The organism is Phocaeicola coprophilus DSM 18228 = JCM 13818, from assembly GCF_000157915.1.
Classification (GTDB): Bacteria; Bacteroidota; Bacteroidia; order Bacteroidales; family Bacteroidaceae; genus Phocaeicola; species Phocaeicola coprophilus.
Genome location: NZ_EQ973651.1, coordinates 131071 through 154717, shown reverse-complemented (window position 1 = coordinate 154717; position 23647 = coordinate 131071). Strand labels below are relative to the sequence as shown.

General features: G+C 42.3%; 14 protein-coding genes. 5 read left to right on the top strand and 9 right to left on the bottom strand.

Annotated features, from left to right (window positions below; all coding sequences use genetic code 11):
• Nucleotides 1–72: 72 nt before the first annotated feature.
• A complete protein-coding gene (locus tag BACCOPRO_RS16550; RefSeq protein WP_008145412.1) occupies nt 73–813 on the bottom strand; it encodes an NADPH-dependent oxidoreductase in 741 nt (246 codons plus the stop codon).
• A gap of 378 nt (nt 814–1191) precedes the next feature.
• Between BACCOPRO_RS16550 and BACCOPRO_RS16545 the strand changes: the two genes are divergently transcribed.
• From BACCOPRO_RS16545 to cdd, 3 genes are all read left to right on the top strand, one after another.
• Nucleotides 1192–3735 (top strand): adenosylcobalamin-dependent ribonucleoside-diphosphate reductase, encoded by a 2544-nt coding sequence (locus BACCOPRO_RS16545; protein WP_008145408.1) that lies wholly within the window; start codon nt 1192–1194, stop codon nt 3733–3735.
• A gap of 115 nt (nt 3736–3850) precedes the next feature.
• Complete coding sequence (gene folB, locus BACCOPRO_RS16540; protein WP_040311630.1) at nt 3851–4219, top strand: dihydroneopterin aldolase; 369 nt, start codon at nt 3851–3853, stop codon at nt 4217–4219.
• The gene (cdd, locus tag BACCOPRO_RS16535; RefSeq protein ID WP_008145404.1) at nt 4194–4784 is read left to right on the top strand and encodes a cytidine deaminase; all 591 of its coding nucleotides are present in this window, start codon (nt 4194–4196) and stop codon (nt 4782–4784) included. Before folB ends, cdd begins: the two co-directional genes overlap by 26 nt.
• A gap of 27 nt (nt 4785–4811) precedes the next feature.
• Here cdd and BACCOPRO_RS16530 read toward each other — a convergent pair whose 3' ends face one another.
• From BACCOPRO_RS16530 to BACCOPRO_RS16495, 8 genes are all read right to left on the bottom strand, one after another.
• The gene (locus tag BACCOPRO_RS16530) at nt 4812–6971 is read right to left on the bottom strand and encodes a glycoside hydrolase family 2 protein (protein WP_008145402.1); all 2160 of its coding nucleotides are present in this window, start codon (nt 6969–6971) and stop codon (nt 4812–4814) included.
• A 103-nt stretch (nt 6972–7074) separates the two neighbouring features.
• The gene (locus tag BACCOPRO_RS16525) at nt 7075–8463 is read right to left on the bottom strand and encodes a metallophosphoesterase family protein (protein ID WP_118401010.1); all 1389 of its coding nucleotides are present in this window, start codon (nt 8461–8463) and stop codon (nt 7075–7077) included.
• Nucleotides 8464–8519: 56 nt separating this feature from the next.
• Entirely contained in the window at nt 8520–11021 is a 2502-nt protein-coding gene (locus BACCOPRO_RS16520) for an alpha-N-acetylglucosaminidase (RefSeq protein WP_246497743.1), read from the bottom strand.
• 66 nt (nt 11022–11087) lie between these two features.
• Nucleotides 11088–11555: a DUF5018-related domain-containing protein gene (locus BACCOPRO_RS16515; RefSeq protein WP_040311628.1), complete on the bottom strand. Its 468-nt coding sequence runs from the start codon at nt 11553–11555 to the stop codon at nt 11088–11090.
• Nucleotides 11556–11569: 14 nt separating this feature from the next.
• Complete coding sequence (locus BACCOPRO_RS16510; RefSeq protein WP_008145394.1) at nt 11570–13501, bottom strand: RagB/SusD family nutrient uptake outer membrane protein; 1932 nt, start codon at nt 13499–13501, stop codon at nt 11570–11572.
• An 11-nt stretch (nt 13502–13512) separates the two neighbouring features.
• Entirely contained in the window at nt 13513–16881 is a 3369-nt protein-coding gene (locus BACCOPRO_RS16505; RefSeq protein ID WP_169306518.1) for a SusC/RagA family TonB-linked outer membrane protein, read from the bottom strand.
• A 214-nt stretch (nt 16882–17095) separates the two neighbouring features.
• Nucleotides 17096–18091, bottom strand: coding sequence for a FecR family protein (locus tag BACCOPRO_RS16500; RefSeq protein WP_008145390.1), 996 nt, complete (start codon nt 18089–18091; stop codon nt 17096–17098).
• Between the two features lie 117 nt (nt 18092–18208).
• Nucleotides 18209–18679, bottom strand: coding sequence for a sigma-70 family RNA polymerase sigma factor (locus BACCOPRO_RS16495; RefSeq protein ID WP_008145388.1), 471 nt, complete (start codon nt 18677–18679; stop codon nt 18209–18211).
• Nucleotides 18680–18942: 263 nt separating this feature from the next.
• On the opposite strand from BACCOPRO_RS16495, the gene BACCOPRO_RS16490 reads away from it, so the two are divergent.
• Entirely contained in the window at nt 18943–19935 is a 993-nt protein-coding gene (locus BACCOPRO_RS16490; RefSeq protein WP_008145387.1) for a site-specific integrase, read from the top strand.
• Nucleotides 19936–20667: 732 nt separating this feature from the next.
• On the top strand, nt 20668–23637 hold the full coding sequence (locus BACCOPRO_RS16485; RefSeq protein WP_007900085.1) for a T9SS type A sorting domain-containing protein: 2970 nt from the start codon (nt 20668–20670) through the stop codon (nt 23635–23637).
• Nucleotides 23638–23647 lie beyond the last annotated feature (10 nt).

The following is a 23647-nucleotide window of genomic DNA, read 5'->3' as shown; positions in this document are numbered from 1 at the left end:
AAGAAGCGGACCGGACAAAAGTTAAAACTGATTGTCCGGTCCGCTTTCTTTGTATCTGATTCCAATGAAATCTTATTTATCAAACCCCTGACGCTTGAGTGTACGCTTCAGTCCTTCAGACATAAATTCATTATCCGATTTCTTATAACGGATATTCGTGAAGATCTGAGCCAGCGTTTCCGTATGATTGATTTCCACAAAATGTTTGTTTTCCGGCAATGATTCCTTCATCGCATAGATGGCATCAATTGCTTCCGGAGTGTAATCGTGATATTCTTCTTCATGTATAATTCCGCTTAACGGCAAGCGGTCCGGCTGAGCAGGGCATTCATCCGGATATCCTACCGTAATCGTGGCCACAGGCACGACCAGTTCCGGCAAATGAAGAATATCTATAATCTGATCCGGATTATATACAGTTGTTCCCAAATAACAGATACCGAGACCACGATCTTCTGCCAGCGTACAGAAGTTCTGAACAGCCAGCAAGGTATCAGAAGCGGCATTGATAAAGGAAATCAAATTGTCATACCCCGGTTCTGCCTTGCGCTGACGGCACCATTTGCTGAAACGGTTGAAATCTGCACAAAATGTCAAAACCACCGGTGCAGAAGTCACCATAGGCTGATTAAAATGAGCCGGTGCAAGAAGAGCCTTACGCTCTGCATCCCGGGTTACCACTACACTGTAAAGCTGCATATTTCCCATTGTGGAAGCCCGAAAAGCTTCTTCCAGCAGCCCGTTCAACAGCTCTGCAGGAATATCCTGCTGCTTGTACTTACGAATCGTACGTCTGTTTCTGATTGAATCCATATTATCTTGTTTTATTTTACAAATATAAGAAAATTCTATTAGAGACACATACTCTTCTCACCCTTTCCCCCCCCCTCCAGACAAAGGTTTTCCATGCTGTAATACCCTCCAGGCAAGGAAACAAGCTCTATATCACCTCTGAGAAGAAGTTTACTTTTTGGAAAATTTTCAGCTATTCCTATTTTAGTTATTTTACTAATATACAAATTATTAGTTTTTCGTTTTGGAAAACTTCACCGATTGTTAATAACTTCTCAAAGTTTTATTTGGCAAATCAAAAAAACATCTCTAGCTTTGCAGCCGTTATGATTTAAGAAGAGCAAAATTTCTACAGGCAAGACCTTTTTAAATTGATAACAAACTCATTCATATACAAAAGTGGAAAAGAAAACGTACAGCTACGATGAAGCCTATAACGCTTCATTGCAGTATTTTAAAGGCGATGAACTTGCCGCACGTGTCTGGGTAAATAAATATGCTGTGAAAGACTCGTTCGGTAACATCTACGAAAAGTCTCCGGAGGACATGCATTGGCGTATCGCCAATGAAGTGGCCCGCATCGAGGCTAAGTATCCAAACGCACTCAGTGCACAAGAACTTTTTGACCTGCTCGACCATTTCAAGTACATCGTTCCGCAAGGAAGCCCGATGACTGGTATCGGTAACGACTATCAGGTCGCATCACTGTCCAACTGTTTCGTTATCGGTCTGGAAGGAGCTGCAGACTCATACGGTGCCATTATCCGTATTGATGAAGAACAGGTACAGCTGATGAAACGGCGTGGAGGTGTCGGACATGATTTGTCACACATCCGACCGAAAGGTTCACCGGTAAAGAACTCCGCATTGACTTCTACCGGACTGGTTCCGTTCATGGAACGTTATTCCAATTCTACCCGTGAAGTAGCACAGGATGGCCGCCGCGGCGCCCTGATGCTGAGTGTATCCATCAAGCATCCCGACTCAGAAGCATTCATTGATGCCAAGATGACGGAAGGCAAAGTGACCGGAGCTAATGTTTCCGTGAAACTGGATGACGAATTCATGCAAGCTGCCGTAGAAGGCCGGATGTACACCCAACAGTTCCCGATTGATTCAGATCATCCGATGGTATCCAAGCAGATCAATGCTTCTGCCTTGTGGAAAAAGATTGTGCACAATGCATGGAAATCGGCAGAACCGGGTGTTCTGTTCTGGGATACAATCATCCGTGAATCTGTTCCTGACTGCTATGCTGATTTAGGATTCCGTACGGTTTCTACCAACCCCTGCGGTGAAATTCCGTTGTGCCCTTACGACTCTTGCCGTCTGCTGGCCATCAACCTGTATTCATATGTAATCAATCCGTTCACTCCGGAAGCCCGATTCGACTTCGACCTGTTCAAGAAACACATTGCCCTGGCTCAGCGAATCATGGACGACATCATTGATCTGGAGTTGGAAAAGATCGAACGCATCATGGAAAAAATTGATGCCGATCCGGAAAGTGAAGAAGTCAAAGGCGCAGAACGTCACCTGTGGGAAAAGATATACCGCAAATCCGGACTGGGAAGACGTACAGGTGTAGGTATTACAGCCGAAGGTGATATGCTGGCAGCTATGGGACTGCGCTATGGTACAGAAGAAGCAACTGAATTCTCAGAACAGGTACATAAAACTGTTGCACTTGAAGCTTACCGCTCATCTGTAAACATGGCTAAGGAACGTGGCGCATTCGAAATTTACGATGCAGAACGCGAAAAGAACAATCCGTTCATCAACCGTATCAAGGATGCAGATCCTGCTTTGTATGAAGATATGGTACGCTACGGACGACGCAACATTGCCTGTCTGACCATTGCTCCTACCGGAACTACCAGTCTGATGACTCAAACAACTTCAGGTATCGAACCGGTTTTCATGCCGGTATACATGCGTCGTCGTAAAGTCAACCCGAATGATGCCAATGTCCATGTAGACTTTGTAGACGAAACAGGAGATGCATTTGAAGAATATGTAGTGTTCCATCACAAGTTCCTGACCTGGATGGAAGTCAATGGATACGACCCGAACAAGCATTATACACAAGAAGAGATTGATGATCTGGTTGCAAAATCTCCTTATTATAAAGCTACATCAAACGATGTAGACTGGCTGATGAAAGTCAAAATGCAAGGACGCATCCAGAAATGGGTAGACCATTCCATCAGTGTTACAATCAACCTGCCGAACAGTGTTGATGAAGAACTGGTGAACCGCCTCTACGTAGAAGCATGGCGATCCGGCTGCAAAGGATGTACAGTTTACCGTGACGGTTCACGTGCAGGTGTACTGATCTCTACTAAAAAAGACAAAAAGAAAGAAGAGGAAGAATGCCACTGCAAACCGCCTCAGGTTGTAGAAGTACGTCCGAAAGTACTGGAAGCTGATGTAGTACGTTTCCAGAACAACAAAGAGAAATGGGTAGCATTTGTAGGATTGCTCGACGGACGTCCCTACGAAATCTTTACCGGTCTTCAGGATGATGAGGAAGGTATCGTTCTGCCTAAATCTGTAACCAGCGGCCGCATCATCAAGAATTACGATGAAGACGGAGTGAAGCGCTATGACTTCCAGTTCGAGAACAAACGCGGCTACAAGATGACCATTGAAGGCTTGTCCGAGAAGTTCAACAAAGAATACTGGAACTACGCAAAACTGATCTCCGGTGTATTGCGCTGGCGTATGCCGATCGAACAGGTCATCAAACTTGTAGGCTCACTCCAGTTGGACAGCGAAAACATCAATACCTGGAAGAATGGTGTAGAACGCGCCCTGAAAAAATATGTACAGGACGGAACTGAAGCCAAGGGAGTGAAATGTCCTAACTGCGGTCATGAAACCCTGGTTTACCAGGAAGGCTGTCTGATCTGCAAGACTTGCGGATCTTCCCGCTGCGGATAAAAAGCAGGCCTGAGAAATATAACCAATCGGGGCGCAAAGGCGTATTGCTTCCGGTATTATTCCGGAAAAAACAATGCATCTTTGCGCCCTCTATTTTTTATCTGATAAACTGCGTATGAAAACTCAAGACATGTACATCCATTTGAATGGACTGAAACTATATGCTTATCACGGTGTCCTTCCACAGGAAAACCGCGTAGGCGCTGAATATACCCTCAACCTTCGTCTGAAAACAGACTTCTCGCATGCTGCTGAAAATGACTGTCTGGAGGGAACAGTCAACTATGCTGAAGTATTCAAGACTGTCAAGGAAGAAATGAATATTCCTTCTCTGCTTCTGGAACACGTTATCCGGCGTATCGCCTCCCGTCTACTGAACGATTTTCCTGCTGTCAGCGAGATACGGATCACCCTTGACAAGCAAAATCCACCGATGGGAGCAGATTGTAAGGAAGTGGGTGTGGAAGCTACTTTCTGCCGGTAATCCTGCTATTTATTTTCCGGTTTCCAAAGAAAAAGCTATATTTGTTCCACGATCATTTATCCCTAATCTAACTGCCATGAAAGAAATTAAACTAGAAATTCATGTCCGTTCCCTGAACTACGGGGAGCTGAATGAAACAGACCGTCGCCTGACGGATGCCGCCCGGGAAGCAACCAGCAGAAGTTACTCCCCCTACTCCCATTTTGCAGTAGGAGCTGCCGCATTGCTGGAAAACGGAACAATCGTTACCGGAAGTAATCAGGAAAATGCAGCCTATCCTTCCGGCACCTGTGCAGAAAGAACCACAGTATTCTATGCCAATTCACAATATCCCGACCAACCCATACTTACCCTGGCTATTGCAGCACGCAATGAAGCTGGCTTTCTGGAACAGCCCATTTCTCCCTGCGGAGCCTGCCGGCAAGTCTTGCTGGAAACGGAACAACGCTATGGCAAGCCCATGCGAATCCTGTTGTGCAGCCGCACAGGAGTCTACGAGCTACAGGGAGTCAAAGATCTGCTCCCTCTGTCGTTCGGCCAAATGCAACTGAATGGTGAAGAATAATCATAAAAGACATGCCGGCTATGGTTATCACCAGCCGGCATGTTCTTTCTTATGTTCGTAAGCATCGGCCTGCCGGACATGCTCACCGTTGTAGTTCCACACAATTTCATCGGTATATTCCTTACCATCAGACACGATAACAGCTCTAAGTACATTTCGTTCTTCGGCAAGCGTTACCTGATCAAAAATGTAATGCACATCGGTATATCCCTTACGAACGCCATCCAGTTCCCGGCCATTCAGGAAAACGCGGGGTGTCCCAAGATTGGAATAGACAGTGACAGAAGTTTCCCGGCGTTCACGTTCCGTATTACGGCGTTGCGTCAGATAAAGCACCGGCTCCTTACTCCAGTTTGCCTTATACCAATAGAAAGCATCCTTGCGTATTTTACGATCAAAAGTTATCAACCCTTTCATGTTCCGCGCATCTACACCTCCACGCTTCCATTGAGGAACTGCAAAGTCAAACATATTCCATAAATAAGAAGCAAGAATATAAGGATGCTGAGAAATTACTCCCCACTGATACTCATGTGTCTTTGTCTGGAAAGTTTCCGGATAAAAATCACTGCCCCAGTTCAAGGCATCTCCCAGCAATTCTGTCTGATGCTCAATGTTCGCATCAGCCCCATATTCTGTCAGCATCAGCCGTTGCCAGGGATATTCTTTTGCCATTTTTTCAATCCAGGGTTTGATATCCTGTATCTTTTTCTCATACCATCCGAAATAACGGTTCATTCCCTGTATATCGGTATTCCCGTTAACCGGATGTTCTGCATGGCCATAACCATTGACAGCCACCGTATAACGATCAGGATCTTCCAGTTTGCAGAGATCGTGAACAGACTGAGTAAGAGCAGCCGTATAACCATGCGGATGATACACCTCGTTATGAATTCCCCACACATAAATAGAAGGATGATTGAAACTCTGACGTATCAGCTCGCGCATTTGCTGATGAACATTATCCCACTCCTGCCCTGTCACACGGTTCACAAAAGGAATCTCAGCCCAGATAATAAGTCCCAACGTATCACAACGTGAATAAATATAATCCGACTGCTGGTAATGAGCAAAACGCACGGTCGTTGCCCCAACTTCCATAATCTGCTCCAGATCAAAATCATGTTCCCTGTTAGTCAGTGCGCTACCCATCCCCCACCAGTCCTGATGACGGGTAACTCCATACATCGGATATTTTTTACCATTCAGGAAGAAACCTTTTCCAGCCACAGCCTCATACTTACGCAAGCCGAGTGGCTGTATCACTTCATCAATTACCTGTCCGTCCTGTTTCAGACGAGAGACGACCTTATATAAATAAGGATCTTCGCGCCCCTGCCAAAGATGAGGATGACTGATTTTAAAATCAGAAACATAGTTTTGTACTCCCTGAGGAGTCAGCTCAAAAAACTGCCGATGAACTTTAACCAACTTGCCCTCACGGGTATAAATCGCATTTTCCAGTTCAAGAGCAGCCGGAGCCAATGTTGCATTATCAAGTTTCACCCTGACAGAAACATCAGCAGACTGTTTCGATACGTTCTTCTGAGTTATATATACACCCGGAGAGGCACAGTCATTCACTACAATATTGCAGGGTTCAGTCACTATCAGCCATACGGGACGGTAAATTCCACCATAGACGCCAAAAAGAGCATGGTTGACCGGAATCACATCCGGACGTGCTACATTATCGGACTTGACAACAATTTCATTCTCTTCTCCCAGCCTGACTTGCGAACCAATTTCGCAGACAAATGCAGAATAAGCTCCTTTATGTGTTCCAACCAAATAACCGTTGACATAAACTTCGGCACATGCTCCTACACCCTCAAAGCGTAGAAAAAGACGCTTGCCTTCCAGTGATTCAGGAAAAACATAGTGCTTCCGATAATAAGCTACCCCAGCATAAAAGCTGTTGGTTTTCTTCTGCATATCATCCGCATTCCAGGTATGAGGCACATTCACCTGTTCCCAATCTGCATTCCATCTGGCAGCAGTCTGCATCGCATCGGTTGGAAAAGGCCCTTTCTTAAACTCCCATCCGTTATTGAATGGAGTTACCTCACGGGCCTCCGCCTTAAAAATACTTCCCAACAAACAAGCCAGCAAAATACTCGCCAGAAAGAAATTTCTCAGTACAGGCCTGACTGGCACCGAGAAGAAATGAAATCCTTTTGCCATAGTGTTATATTTTCAGCTAAAATCCATGTTCCCTTTTAACTAGTAAAAATAGCATTAATATTGATTATATTAGCACTTTCAGACAAAAAAACTTTTCCTAAAGCTAAAACATATAATCAGACTGCAAAAAGGAACTTTCTTTACCCAAACAACTGACAGCCTTTATTTTCACCTGATATTTGCCCTTTTTCTTACTTCCGTAATAACGAACATGTTCCATATATGGCAAGTCAAAACCTTGATAATATCCCTTTGCAAGGAAACGAATTTTTTTCTGGTTTCCATCAGGATCTGTTATTATCATCATATAATGCTTCGTTAATACATCGGGAGAAGCAGAATTAAAACAAATATCTACAACTCCATCATCACAGACAAAACAATTAATATGAGAACCTTTTTTAAAATAAGGAGATTTCGCATTAGCTCTCATTTGCGCTTCTGTATATGTGAAATTTCTCCTGTACAAATCCTGCAAAACTATATTATACCCAAATTGACGTGACAGATCATAATTCATTCGTCTTAGATTTATGTTTCCAGTCCTTGAATTAAGATCCATAATCCATCCTTGGTTTACTTCATCTCTACCATCTATATCCGCTTGTTTAAAAATGCCGATCAATTGAGGATTCTCATATTCATTAGGAAGATCTTTATCCAACATATTTTTATTCTTCAATGTATTCCAGTCAAGATCAAAATACGATGTACTACCTGTATTGATTATTGTAAAATCCTTTTGAATTACTGATAAATCATCAAATAACGGATAATGACTATGTCCGCAAAGATATACGACTTGAGGATAGGCTGACAAAATCTGATAAAACTCTTTCGCCTGAGGAGACTCCCATTGGCCGCCAAAGAAGTTGTCAACCTTAAAAGGCATATGACTTATCACAATTATAGGATTAGTTTTATTTTCATGATAAGCAATTTCAAGATGATGTCTTAAATATTCCAGCCTATCTTCAGTGTATCCGCCATTACCATCCGAACAGGATACCCCGATAAAGTGTATGCCGTTTACGACATAATGACTGTTTAGAGGAAGCTCTACATTATCTTTATACAAATTTTCTGCATTGCTGCTATAAAATTCATGATTTCCCATCGGGTATATTAATAAAGGCATCCCAGTACGCTCTTTGCCATATACATCATCCAGCAACATATTATATGTATTATATGCATTGCCGCCTGAAGGAGAATTAACCATATCCCCGTTCATTATGATCATATCTACAGACATCTTCTTAAAATAATTCAGAGCTCTATGTACATGTTTAGGACCATTCATTACAACCCCCAAATGACCGACTGATAAATTTTCATCATTCTCCGGAAATTGTGCATCAGAAATAATGCCAATATTTAGCAGTTCACGATTGATCCTGATTCTCTTTACAACAGTATCAACAGATAAAGATGCAAAGGTTGAAGAAGTAATCAATAATAAACATATTAAAGAAAAATACAGTCTACACATAAACACTACAATTACAAAGTTACTACTATCATACGCATCATTCCATGAATTATAAACTAACTCTGTTTTTTATTGACACAAATAACGATACCGGCAGCACTATCTGTTGAGGATTTTATCTTTAACTTCAATACACATCCGTTATTTGCTGTAACATTAGCAGGAATTTCAAGCTTTAAGTTCAGAATACCCTCGTCTGATAAAACACGATCTGAAGAAGAATATATAACTTTACCATCAGCCTCAAGAACCAATCCGGTAACTTCTATATCTCCTTTACCTTTCAGGCATTCCAATGAAACACCATTCAACCCAACAAGCATACGGGCTGGTATATTAAACAATAAATCTTTGGAAGAATTTCTGGCTAAACTCCAGGTACCGATCATAGCAGGACGGTTCAAAAGCAAATCTGCAGAAGAAATATCCTGAGACAAGCCTATCATTTTACGAGAAAAATCTATAAGATCAAAATCTGAATTCCACTTCTTATAAACACGATTCTCTTCAACCCATTTACGTTCCCATGAAGATAAATCTGCCGATTTGCCGCTATCACGGCCTTTATAATATTCTTTCCACCGGCCAAGATAATAGCTACCGACCAGACCACTCCACATTCTTGCGGAATAATCGTCAACGGGAGGTCCCCAGACCGTAACGATACGGCGGGCATTCATCTCATACTGTTTTCTCTGTGCTTCCGTTCTTGCTGCCTTCGAAGCAAAAGACACCCAACGGTCCAGACGAAGAGTAGGATGCTGGGATAAGATACGGTCCATCCCCAGCATGAAGGTTTCAAACCGACTCTGGAGGAAATGTGCCTGAAGCGTATCTCCCAACAAATATTCCTGATCAATCTGTCTGGTCAGTATTTCTGCCTTACTACCAAGATAATGGGCTGTCATTTCACAAAGATCCGTGAGGTAATAAGGACTGTCCTTCAATTCTTCGGATGCTGCAACAAAAGACTCAAGCCCCTTGAAATAATCATCACTTATATTAATAGAACCATTCTTGACAAGACCCGGCCGGAACTGCCAGTTGAAACGGGGATGATCCGTAAACGTTCCATATACAGACTTCAGGAGATAATCCCAGGCTTTCATCAACTGAGCCGGAGCCTTGCCGTAACGATTGATGCTATACTGCTTCAACCAGTCACGTACATCCATACGGTGGTCACTCCAGCCCGCATCAGTCACCAGTTCATAAAGCACTTCATTATTCTCAATTCCTTCGGGAGCCAGTCCGTGGGCTACCAGATTTCCCCGGTTGGAGGAAGAAAGTGCTTCCAGATGACCGTTGGCATAGAAATCAAGAACACCCGTCATTCCCGTCTTTCCTCCCATATTGGGAATCACACTGTAGACCCACTGTTTGTTGTAGAATCCCTTGTAATATTCCCAGTTCACTTCCGAATGCCAGAAATGCCTGTTGTAATCAACGGCCAGGTCCAGAAGCAGCATCTTATCATCGGGAACCCGGGACACAAGAGCACCCAGAGTCTCGTAGTCCCAGATATGACGCTGGTAGCCGAACATCCAGCCCTGCATAACCCACACGGCATCCTTATTGGCACGCTTTATGGAACTATAAACCTTCTCACCATAAGAAGCTGCCATTTCATAGCGGGCAGGATTTCCCTTCTCCGGGAAAGGTATGTCCATCTCATTGAAACTGTCTACCAGGTAATAGTCACATTTACCGAACTCTTTCTCCCATTCCTTGATGAACGCCTCAGAAATCTTTGCGAACAAAGGCTCTGTGGGAGAAATCATCCAATTATGGAAGGCACCTCCCCAATGGGTTTCAACAATATGAAGATCCGGATAGATCCGCTTAAATGCTTCCGGTATGAAACCGGGGAAGCCCGGACAAATCGGCTTCATACCCAAAGCACGCATCCGGTCGAGGATCTTATGCTGAAGAGCCAGCTGACCGGCATGCCAGTCCGGATTCAAAGGGCCGTCTATCCCGCTCACATTACCCATACGCATCCAGGGCAGGTGTGCCGGACCGACAAAATAACTGTTTATCTCCTCTTCCGTCAGTCCCATCTTTTGCCAGACACGGGCAAGAATGGCTTCATAGCCAACCAGGGCCAGCGGCATATTGATGCCATGAAGAGCCATCCAGTCGATTTCCTGTTCCCAGCGTGCCCAATCCCAATAAGGCATCGTGTAGCCATAAGTACAGACATTAAAATAATAATGATTACGGAAAGGAGACTCTACCCTGACGGAAGAAGCAGCAGGCAATTCTTCCGGAAGACGGATATTATTGCCGCTCCAGGTATACATGCCCAGACGGTGAGTCTTGACATAATCATAAAATCCCCGGCAAAGAGATACATTGTCCGATCCTTTCAAATGCAAAATTCCATCCTTTACGGAATATTCATAATACATGTTTCCGACTCCTTTCTTCAATTCCAGCTTCACCGGAACAGAAGACTGCTTACTTACACGCTGGAGCACACGAAAAGCCTCATCAGTCTTTCGGGCTGTAGCCGTAAATATATTGATAAGACAAAACAAAACAAGCCATCTATTCATACGTATCAGCATTAAAAAAGCAGCCGGGAAATTAAATATCCAGGCTGCTTTAGATCAAAATCCTATTTATTTGTTAAATTCAACAATTTCTATAGTCCAATCCTTTTTATTTCCATTTGCAGCCTGAACTACATAACGATTTAACTTACTCCAATCTGCAGGTACACCTAATTGAGAAGAATCTCCAACAGGGCTCATACGAGCTGCAGTAGAAATAGAAACCGCTACAACCAGGTTAGAGGTTGACAGATTGCCCAGTTCTCCTGCGGGAAATTCACTTGGGACTGAAACTTTTATCTTTACACTGCCAGATTCACTATCAATATCTGCATCAAAAGTCAAATCAACTTCTTTCACCAGATATTCACCGGAAGCTGGTGACTTTTCATCTGTCATATACCGATAACGCACTGCGCTGACAGAAGTAATTTCTGCATCTTCATACTCTGGCAGATCTTCAAGACCACCTTTTAAACATGACGAAAACAGTAAAGCCGAAAAAACTAAAGTCAAACAATATAATATCTTTTTCATAAATAAAAATTTAATTACCATCCTTCATTTTGTTTATCAATAATTCCCGCTGCTGTACGCGTGTCAATTTGTCCTTGCGGTATAGGGAACAAATAGCGTTTTGTTGTAAACTTACGGTTCCAGCTATTAAGCAATGTCAACTGACCAATGCAGGCAGATTTTCTATCACTTGATATTGAAATCTTATAAACAGGGGCATTCAGATCTTTAATGACATCTCCAGCATTACGTCCATAATTACTATAAGAACCATATTTACCCCATCTCAAATAACTGAAATAGATATCAGCCTCTTCATAAGCCATTTCAACACGTCTTTCACGAATATAGTCTTTCCAGGCTTCTTCAAGTGTGGATGCCTGAGAAGCAGGAAGCCCTCCATGCTTAACACGTGTTGCATTCAATGCTGTAACGGCATTGGCTACATCCCCTTTCAGCAAATATGCTTCTGCAAGATTCATATACATTTCACCCAAACGAGCTATCACATAATGGAAATTAATCTTGTTAGAAACATAAACTCTCGGATCAACCAATACGGTATACTTACGCCAGTAATAACCAGTCGTTGTCGTATACCAGCCACCATCTTCCTTAGAACGTATACCCTGAGATGCACTACCTCCCATATTTGTCTCTATATATTCTTTCTGCCATTCCGTCTTGTCACGAACAATTGTAGCATCCATTCGTTTATCACGGTTAGAATACATCAGATCACTGATATCGCGTGTACATCCATCTTTAACTTTCAGATTATACGTAAACAGCGGATAATCTTCACGGCCTGTTATAAGGTCTACGGCTGTAGGTATATGTCTTTTTTCACCGTCAAATCGAGTAAAAGTTTCTATTGAACCCTCGCTCAATCCTGAAGTACTGAGAAAATCTACGTTGTCAAGTATCTGAGAAGATTCATACCACGACTTTGCTTCCCCTGTTTTTTCATCAATGACCAGATACTGATCAACAAGATCCTGAGTCGGCCAATATGATCCCCATCCGTCAAATGTTTTCTTTTCATCAAAAGTAGTAGTTCCATCGGCGCTACCCTTTTGAAGTTCATCAATAGGAAGATTAGGCATAACATTTATCATCTCATTAAAACTTCCCACTGTAGCATCTTTATCCAGATAATAACGTCCCATAATTATTTCAGGATCCTCTGGAGACTCATCATTAAACATTCCTCCATAATTCTCAGTCAGAGTATATTTTCCTGAATTAATGACATCATTGGCAGAAGAAATAGCCAAATCCAAATACTGCTCGTTTTTTGTATAAGCATAAGCTTGCAAAGCAGCACGGCTTCTCAAGGCTAAAGCTACATATTTATTGGCACGTCCACTTTCAGAAGTTTCCGGCAATCCCTCAACAGCTTTATTCAAATCATCCAGAACCAGTTCATAACTCTTATTGACACTCTCAGTCAATGGAGTCTGAAAAGCTTCCGTATCATCCACAGAAAGAACTCGTGTAATAGGCACAAAGCGTCCCATCTTTCGGGTCATATCGAAATATAATACTCCTCTCAAGAAATGACCTTCAGCTATCAACTGCTTTTTCTGCTCTTCAGATAAATTGGAGCTTGCAACTTTCTCCAGAATCATATTACAGCTACGTTGCTCACCAAAACGTCCAAAACCATAATCTGAATACGCATCAATACCTGTTTCAGTAGCTACAGTATTTATAGAGTTACCAACCTGATCACAATATGCACCATTAGGAGTCAATACTTCCCAGGCAGCAGAATTTCCGGAAAAATTTGCTATGGTGTTATTATATGTCTGTATAACAAAAGCCTCAGCCGTTTCATAGCTTCCCCATACCAAATCTTCACTATAGCTTTCGAATGGCTTTGTATCCATTACATCACATGATGACAATACTCCAGAAAAAGCAATTCCCATGCAAAAAAGACCTGTATATATATTGTTTTTCATTATATTACGCTTTAAAATCCTAAATTCAAACTAACTGCAAAAATTCTCTCATTGGGATATCCGTAATGCTCAACAGATGCATTTTCCGGGTCAAGACCATATTTTGTCGCCTCAGATATAGTAAATAAGTTCTGACCGGAAATAGCCAGTGATGCTTTCGACAACCAATTTACATCCTTCAACAACGAGTGTTTAAAGTCATATCCAAATGAAAAATCTTTCATACGAAGGTAAGCACCGTTTATCAGCCAGAAACTACTTGAAACATAATTATTGTTTCCATTAAGACCTGCGCTTGACATCAAACGGGGATATTTTGCATCCGTATTATCCGGTGTCCAGAAGTCGGTATGATAATCATAAATAACAGGTAATTCACCTGCTTGACCACCATTCATCTGAGCTGTACCGGTCAAATACATATCAAATCTGGTAGCTCCCTGGAACAAAGCTGACAGGAAGAATCCTTCGTACTGTAATTTAATATTAATACCATAGTTACCTCTCGGGAAACTGCTTTTTCCAGTACGTACCATATCTGAGTCGTCAATCTTACCATCACCATTGAAGTCCGAATATTTCAAGTCTCCAGCAGTCAGATCATAAGAGCCTAAACGCTTGACACTGTTATAAACATCCTGTGCATCTTTATAGAAACCTAAACATTCATATAAGTTTCCATAATATCCGGTTTGCTGAGTAGCACGTTTGTAGGGATTCATCAAATCACTTACTGATTCAGACGGATTGTTTGCCCACAACTGATCAAACTTAGTAAAGTTAGCAGAGATGTCATAAGAGAATTTACCAATATTATCTCTCCAGCCCAAAGTAAAGTCAAAACCGGCTCTTCTATGTTCACCATTTGTTGAAACTCTCGGCAAGGACATACCCAGCGGTGCTGTATAACCTACATCAATTTGATTAGGAGCATATAAGAATCCTTTTGTCTTGTAATAGAAATAGTCGATAGAACCATATAATCTATTTTTTAAAGAAGAGAAATCAATACCCATATCAAACTGATCTGTTGTAAACCATGATATATCAGAGGAAGGAATATCTCCTTCTGAAAAACCAGGTACATAAGCACCATTTAAGACCCAGGCCTGATTGTTCAAGTTGTAAGAACTCATATATTCAAATCGTCCAATATGAAAAACATCAGTATCACTTCCCCAGTTATCCAGACCAACCTGTCCATAAGATGCACGCAACTTCAACTGGTTGAAAACATCTTTCTCAACCAAATCTTCCATGAAAGCTTCGTCAGCAATGCTCCATCCTACCGAACCAGAGTAAAAAGTTCCCCAGCGGCGGTTTTTCGGGAAATTATCAGAACCGTCATAACGGATACTTCCTTCAACAAAGTATTTATTATTGTAATTATACTTTATTTGTCCGATAAAGCCTGCACGCCCGTTTTCACCTTCACTACCACCGTTTTTCTGTGAACTTTCCGGACCCGGATTAATCTGATCTATCGGGAAATCATAGTTTTCACGTTGAACCCAGTATGTACTTGCAAAGCCATAAGTTGCTTCATAACCTCCTAACAACGAGATAGAATGTTTACCGAATGTCTTGTCATAGTTGGCAAAGAACTGAAGTGTATATGTATGTCCATAATTCGTTGAATTATAGAATAATGGTTTTGCACTATATATCGGCTCTTCTGAATCATAATTATATTTTGCAGAATCTTTTCTCCACTTTTTATTAGCTACCATTGCATATCTGTAGTTTCCTGCAGCACGCAATTTCAATCCGTCAACCCAGGGTACAGCCCATTCAAATTGCAAATTACCATTAATCAGTTTTCTGTCTTCATTATTATATCCTGCATCATCTGCAATTTCTGCAACAGGGTTATCATTTACATTATAGGGTAAGCCATACTTATTGACACCAGGGATCAGAGGTGATTTATTTTGAATATGACTGAAAACATAATAAGGACCATCGCTGGTGGAAGTATACGGATGCGTTGTTTTCTTGATATATCCATCCAGAGTCGTAGTTACTTTCAGACCGATAGTCTTTATTAAAGAACTCTGACTGAGGCGGAAATTGGTACGCTGCATATTATAACTGTTGTTTTCATACAATGATCCCTGATTTATATGACCAAGACTCATATAATAGTTATTAATATCTGTACCGCCAGTCATTGTTACCTGATGTTTGGACTGCGGAGCAAATTCGCGCAAAACCAGGTCTCTCCAGTTCGTATTATTATTCTGAATAGGATCCGATCCGTCTTTCATCTTTTGAATGCGGTCTTCACTAAACGCATCAGGAAGCCCGTCATTGCGTTTGGCGATATTGGCATATTCAGCACGAGTCCATGAATCCAAAGGTTCAGCCCAGTTGGCCGGTTGTGCTATACTATAGTTGAATGAATAATCAATACGTGGTTTGCCTTCCTTACCCTTTTTGGTCGTAACCTGAATAATACCATCTGCTGCACGCGAACCATACACTGCAGTTGCCGATGCATCCTTCAAAACAGACAAAGCTTCAATATCATCAGGAGACAAGAGTACAAAGTCATCATAATTTCTGATAACACCATCAATAACGACCAGAGGAGTTCCTCCACCACGAATACTGATAGTAGGTGTCTTGTCAATACCACCACCTGCACCCTGAACAATCAGACCGGCAGCTCTACCAGCCATACCCTGGGTAATATTGGAAACAGGCAAATCTCCTATTTCTTCAGTCTTAACAGAAGAAACAGATGCGACCATCGCTCTTTTGGTTGTAGAACCATATCCGACAACAACGACTTCATCAAGAATTTCAGAATCTTCCTTCAGAACTACCGCGATATCAGTTTTACCTTTAAATGAGACATTTTGAGTTTTATAACCAATATAGGAAATCTCCAGAATCGAAACATCTGAATTGACATCCAATGCAAACTTACCATCCAGATCCGTAATTGTTCCTACGGTTGTACCCTTGACTCTGATATTCGCTCCGATAATAGGCATTCCCTGCTCATCACTTACAATACCTGTAATTTTCTTTGTAACAGACTGCTGGGCAACATCTGCTTTATCAGAATGGATAACAACCTGCTTATCACCCTTTATTGTATAAGCTATACCAGCCTGACTACAAATTGTATTCAGTACCTCATCAATCGGCTGGTCTTTCACATTGATATTCACTTTCTTAGACAGTCCAGACAAATTATTGTCATAAAAGAAACGATACTCTGACTGCTTCTCAATCTGATGAATCACAGATTTAACAGAACTGCCGTTTACGTTTAGCGTTATTTGTGAGTAAGAATTAAGGCTTGCAGCAAGCATAATGCTCAATAAGCAAGACTTTGATAAATAATGCTTGAAATTACTTACATTTTTCATGCTTTTTGAATGTGTTTTCATTAGTTATACGTAATTTTACAAGCAAAATCAGTTTATATAAAAGAAAAGAAACCGCCAAGTAATCCAATCTTTTATTTATCTGATTTTACTAAATCTCTTTACTTACGATGAGGATGTGTCAGAACGGATACATCCTCATTCTTTTTAAGGTCCTTCCTGTGCTTTCATTTCTCAATAAGATTAATAATTTAAATCATTTTTGTTTATCTAGTATTATTGAATCATTTACTACCTCATAAACTACCGGAGAAGTCAGGCTAATAATCTCCAGCACATTTGTAAGACTATTATTTTTAATGACTCCCGAAAAATTATATTCTTTAATTTCGTCAGAATCAAACTTTATTTCCATATTGTACATACGGCTCAGCTCCTTTGCTATTTCTTCCAGGGTTGCTCCATTAAAAGCAAATTCACCTTTTGTCCAGCTATTGGAGTATTTTGCATTTTCAACTTCAATCACACTCAGTCCATTACTGCTTTTGCCAAAACAGGCTTGTTGATTGGGCAACAGAATAGCCTCTTGTCCGGGAGTGGAAATTTTCACCTTTCCTTCCAGCAAAGTTGTAGTTATTTCATCTTCGTTCGGATAAGACTGTACATTAAAGGCAGTACCTAGAGCCTCAACATCCATAAGTCCGGTACTTACCAGAAAACGGTGTTCCTTATCCTTGGCAACCTCAAAATACGCTTCACCTGTCAATCTTATCTTACGTTCTTTTACACCGTAAGTATTATCATATTCCAGCTTTGAATCTGAATTCAGCCATACTTTTGTACCATCCGGCAATACCAGATTACTCCGCTGTCCTTTATCTGCATAAACTACAAAGTTTTTCACATCACTTTCGGAGGAATAAAAATAATAAGCAGAAAATACAGAAACGACCATTGTAGCCAATATCGCAGCTGCATACTTCATTACATTCATCCATACAATCTTTCTACCTGCAGCCGATTGATTTTCTATTTCATGCTGACAAATATTCTGTTTTATATTCATCAACATCTTATATTGCAATTCGGCAGAGACACCGGTATCCGGTGTTTCTTTCCATCGCTTTTCATAGAACGCAGAAATAGTACTGCGAGCATCACCATCATGCTGTATCCAATCAAGCAATGCCTTTTCTTCTTCAGGAGTTGTCAGCCCCTGCATATATTTTTCCAACAATTCAATATAGTCCATTTTATCCTCCTTCTGTATTGTATATCCTTTAAAGCTTCAAATCACTTACAAGCTATTAAAAGAAAATAAGTATTTAACGTTAATTAATAATTAAAAAGCATGCTCAACCAAGCATGCTTAATTACTTTGAATGATAAATAGTAAGATTAAAAGTCCTAATCCTTCATCTGAAAGAAGTTTCCGCTTCAAAAAACGAGTAGCTCTATACAATTGAGTTTCAACGGTTCTTTCTGAAATAGACAGGCGCAAAGCTATTTCTTTGTTTGACAACCTCTCAAACCGGCTTAATTTAAAGATCTCCCGACGTGCAGGAGGCAATTCCTCTACAAGACTGCGACAAAGTTCTTCTGTAAAATGATAATCCAATGTCTGTATGGTACTCATATCGAGAACATCCTCCTCTTCCTGCAGTTGCCTGAGTGATTGTTCAGCCAACAGCTTCTGCTCAGTTTCCTTATAGACCATGTTTCGGGCTATCGTGAAGAGATAGGCATTAAAATTCTGCTCCGGATTTATTTCGTGACGCTTTTCCCATATTTTCAAGAATACATTCTGAGTTATATCCTGAGCTATTTTAGGTGAGTACAACAACGAATTTGCAAAATTGTAGACATGAGCATTATATTTCCAATAATCATAAAGACATATATAAAATGAAAACAAGTTCCAAATAAATATAGATAAATCATCTATATATCAATAATTTATATACGAGTTTTTATTTTCAGTTGTTTTCTACGTTTTCTGTTGCTTTGCTTTTTTTAGGTGCATTTTTGTTTCTTGTTTGTTTCTTGATTTCGTTTTTTATTTGTACCTTTGTGATAGGAAATAACGAATAAAAGGACACAAATATGCCAAGGACCAGAAAGCCAATAAAAGTAAAGGAGCCGATTCGTCTTCGGACGAAGGAGTTGGCCAATGGCAGCAAGAGTTTGTATCTGGATATATACCGAAATGGTAAGCGGACATACGAGTATCTGAAAATGTATCTTATTCCGGAAACGGATCGTAATGCCCGCCAACAGAACGAAACGACAATGGCTGCCGCAAATGCAATCAAATCGAAGCGTATCATAGAGTTGACAAGTGGTGAAGCCGGTATCATGAATCACAAGGATAAGGTTTATCTGCTGGACTGGATGCAACTCTATAAAGAGGAACAGAAGAAACGTGGTAAGAAAAACATAGGCCAGATAAAATCTGTTACCGATATCTTGAAAGAGTATGCAGGAGAAAGATTCACATTAAATCAGATTGACCTCACTTTTTGCCACGGCTATATCGACTATATGCTGACAAACTACCGTCCCAAAGGAAAACCCATCTCGGCTTCTACGCGTAATACCTATTACCAGATTTTCAACGGTGCGTTAAATGCCGCTGTCCGTGCGAAACGGATCTTAAAGAATCCATTCAACGAAATGGAAAAATCGGAGAAGCCCAAGATGCCGGAAAGTGTGCGTTCGTATATGACTATTGAAGAAGTGAGATCATTAATCGCTACACCAATGCAGAACGAAGGGGTAAAAAGTGCCTACCTGTTCTCCTGCTTCTGTGGACTACGTATCAGTGACATTATCGGATTGCAATGGAAAGATGTGTTTATTGACAACGGCCAATACCGCTTGGCAGTAGCCATGCAGAAGACGAAAGAACCGATTTACCTTCCGCTCTCCAATGAAGCGTTGAAGTGGATGCCGGAACGTGGGGACAAGACAGCAGACGACCATGTGTTCGATTTGCCTTCTGGTATCAACCAGCTTATCAAACCATGGGCCAAAGCCGCCGGAATTTCCAAGCGATTCACCTTTCATACCGCGAGTCACAACAAAATCTTTTATTGATTGAATATCAGTAAGTTAAGTACTTTAAAGAATGTTACTGCTAACGATTTAGAAACGAGCTATATTCTTTTTCTTTCACAACCTTGCAATATACAAAGAACGCCTCAATTCGGGGGCAAAGATACGATATTTTTCTTAATATCCCATAATTTACAAGAAGAGAAATATGGAAATTAGGACTTTTTTACATGAAATCTCAAACTTGTGAACATAACCCCATCGTAAAATGAATAGCAAGTATTCCTGCTGATTTTATCACATCAGGGAGCATTGTTGTTGATGACGACTCTACCATCAGCTCATATATACCTTTCCGACACAAGCATATAGTGTTTTCATTTGTACCCCGAGTGTGTACAGTTTCAAACCATGATTCACATTCTAACATAAGAAACTGAATCCGTGACCATTTGTGTATTTTTGCCAAACTAACTCCAGTACATACAACAGATGTAAAAGATTTCTGCAAAATCGACCGAAATCATAAAAAAAAACACCAAACCAGCAAATTTCTTAAAGATTATATCCGTTTATTAAGATTATTTTTGTATATTTGCAGCATTAGTTTGGTGGTAAAGCCTATTGGCCAGCCACGTGACAATAGGACTTTACGGAGCAAGCCTATATCACAATTCTTCTCCGTAGTAACAGTCCGTTCTCTCTCATTGGTCTCTCCCTGCGCGGCAGAGGCATACGTTTTTATATTTTTCAAACACTCCAAATTGACAGCGCATGAGAAAGTTTACTTCTTTGTTACTGTTAGGCTTCGCTCTCGGCAGTTTCGCGCAAACGCCCGGAGGAGTCAGCGGAAGCGAACTATGGTTCAAGACTGCGCCTTTGAACTCAGACCTGCAAGGTTATTACTGTTGGCAGGATTTCTCTGGGGATTCCATACGGCTGATGCTATTGGACAGCCGTGGCGTCAAGTCTGAACTTACTCTTCCGAACAGTTCAGTCCATTACTTCAACTTCAATCCGAGTCTCTGGCTCGCAGACGGATTTCGTAGTCTGAGTGCCAAACTCAAACACGGCAACCTCTCGCAGGCTACCGTCATCGGTGTCTTTGCACCGGAACTGGCAACCATCGGCAAGGATATGGTTGTCTATGCTCTTGACGGCCGCAAGGGCGACGGAGCCATTCTGAGCAAGGACAAAGCCGTAAGGGGTAGAGGCGTTGAACCACTGGACTATGGTTCAGCATCGGGTGAAGACCTGCTTTATCAATCAAGCGATTCTTTGTCCGAGAACGGTTTTAAGGAAAGCGCTCTGCGCGTTGTGTCCTACTTCAAGGTAAGCAATCCTTCAACAACATTGTGGGGAGACAACTCCAACACCACCTTATTCATAGGAACACCTTCCACCTCGGGCAGTTTCGGTACGGATATCCCGACCTCGCTCTTCGGTAATGCTTCCATCCGGGGATATGCCCCTGAACTTATTGTTTTCAGCAGGATGCTTACACCCGATGAGCGCAGAAAAGTGGAGAGCTATCTGGCGGTAAAGTACGGCATCACCCTCAAAGGCTCGTATCTTGACAGCGACGGAAACCTGACTTGGGATATGGCGGAGAACCAAGCCTACCACCATAGGGTCACAGCTGTTGGAACAGACATGGCAGGAAGTCTCTCCCAACCGCTTTCCGCAACATCATATGAGGAAAGTCCGGTATATTCGGCCTTGAAGGAGAACGGAACTTATCATGACGCAAATCCATACAACCTTTCATCCGCTTCCCGTCTGCTTGTCATGGGACGTGAAAACGGCAATCCGATGCCGGACAGAGGCTTTACTTTCTGGGGCGACGATGATGTGGCACTTGCAACATATACCTCACCTACAGATTCCCTGTGGCATGTCATGAAACGTACATGGATGGTCAAGACCAACGTGCCGTCAAAGCCCGACAGTACAGTGGCAAGATGGACTGCGCAAGGACTTGAAGTGTCAAGGAATGGCTTTACTGACAATATCATCCAAGAGAAAGCCGTTTCCGGAGCTTATGCCACGACCCCAGCCCTTGTTGGAGGTGGCGGTGCTTTTGAGTTCACCTGTCCGACAAGTCACCCGACTTTTGACGTTGGCTTCGGAAGCATCGGTGGCAGCACATGCAAGTATGGATTCCGGTTCACCAATGCTGGAGTTGTTTATCCGATCATCAACGGAGCGGTCTCAAATTCATACATCGCCACGGATGTTGACGGAACGGACATCTCTATCCGCAAGGAAGGCAAAAACATCTATCTGCGTGTTGACGGAACAGGAAGTGCGACAAGAACCATATCCCTTTCGGATGCAACTGACACAGACACAAATGTGGGCATTATCCGAACGGAAGGAGCAGAGTCCGCCTTGAATATGGCAGGCTTGAGGACAGGAGGAATAGATGATGTCGGTTATATGGCAGAGCTGAGCTATGACCTCACACCGGACAGGGAGTTCTCGGACTATTGCCGCAAGCGTACCGTCATGCTCATAGACCCAAGCGGTGAAGGTGATTTCGACATCAACAGCAATAGCAACATAAGATGCTCCAAGCCTGATATGACAAGGGGCAAGACCATATTCCGCAATATCCTATGGGATGCAGACGGAAGCGGAAGCGATGTGTTCACATTCGCCTATTATGACGGCATTTCCTATGATGCCACTCCTACGCCGTCAAGTTGCGAGAATGGAGTTCCACGCAATGACGGGTATATCGACATCGGCATCAACATCGGTACACCAGTCTATTCCTATGTGCTCAGCGTTGACACCGTTGCAGGAAAAGTAAAAGGAGAAACCATTGCCAGAGGAACATTCTTCGGTGACACGCATAGAATCACGAATCTTGCCCCCGGCGCCTATGCGCTGTCCGTATCACAAGGTGGAGGCAACGAGATTTATGCCACTGGCAACGCACTCTACACCTCATACTCGCATGACACCAGGACCTATCTGTCTGGCGACATCTCATGGACGGTGAACGATACAAAATCAAACTACCGTGTGGGATTGGAGCCAAGCCTCACGGACGAGATCACCCAATATGGCTTCGACGTGCGGGGCGACAAGGCGCATATCATAACCGGTGGATATACAAGCCTAACCAAATATGTCACCATCAAGCCTGGCGATGTGCTCAGTGTTACAGTCCGCAATATGCAGGTCACATACAAGTTGAACGGACAGACCATGCATCATGAATATGTCTGGTCACTTCGTGCATGGCGGTTCTGCATCAAGTACGGAAAGGGCGAGACGCATATCACCGACCTTACCGTAAACGGTACGCCTGTAACCTCATTCACCACAAGGGGCAACGTGCAGATAGAAACACCCAAGAAGTGTACGACAACGATGACCGTCTATGTCGGCAGCGAGTGTGATGCAAGTATGCCTAACGGAACACAGGCAAGGGAGAGCCATGTGGGCAGCTCGGACAGACAGGCTGACAACTCCTTCATTTCTGGAGAAGACGAGGATTTCACTGTCAATGGCAACGGTTCTACGACAGGCATCTACGAGGCTAAACTCACACAGGACAAGCCTTCTGCAGCCACATTGATGGTGTTTGACGTATCAGGCAAACTGGTAGTGTCACGCCAAATGACAGGCGAAAGCGTCAAGCAGGCCGACTTCAAGGTTCCCGCATCGGGTGTGTATGTCGTGAAGGCAATCTCCGAGAATGGGGAGCATACAAGGAAAATCTCAGTAAAGTAACTTAAAGGAA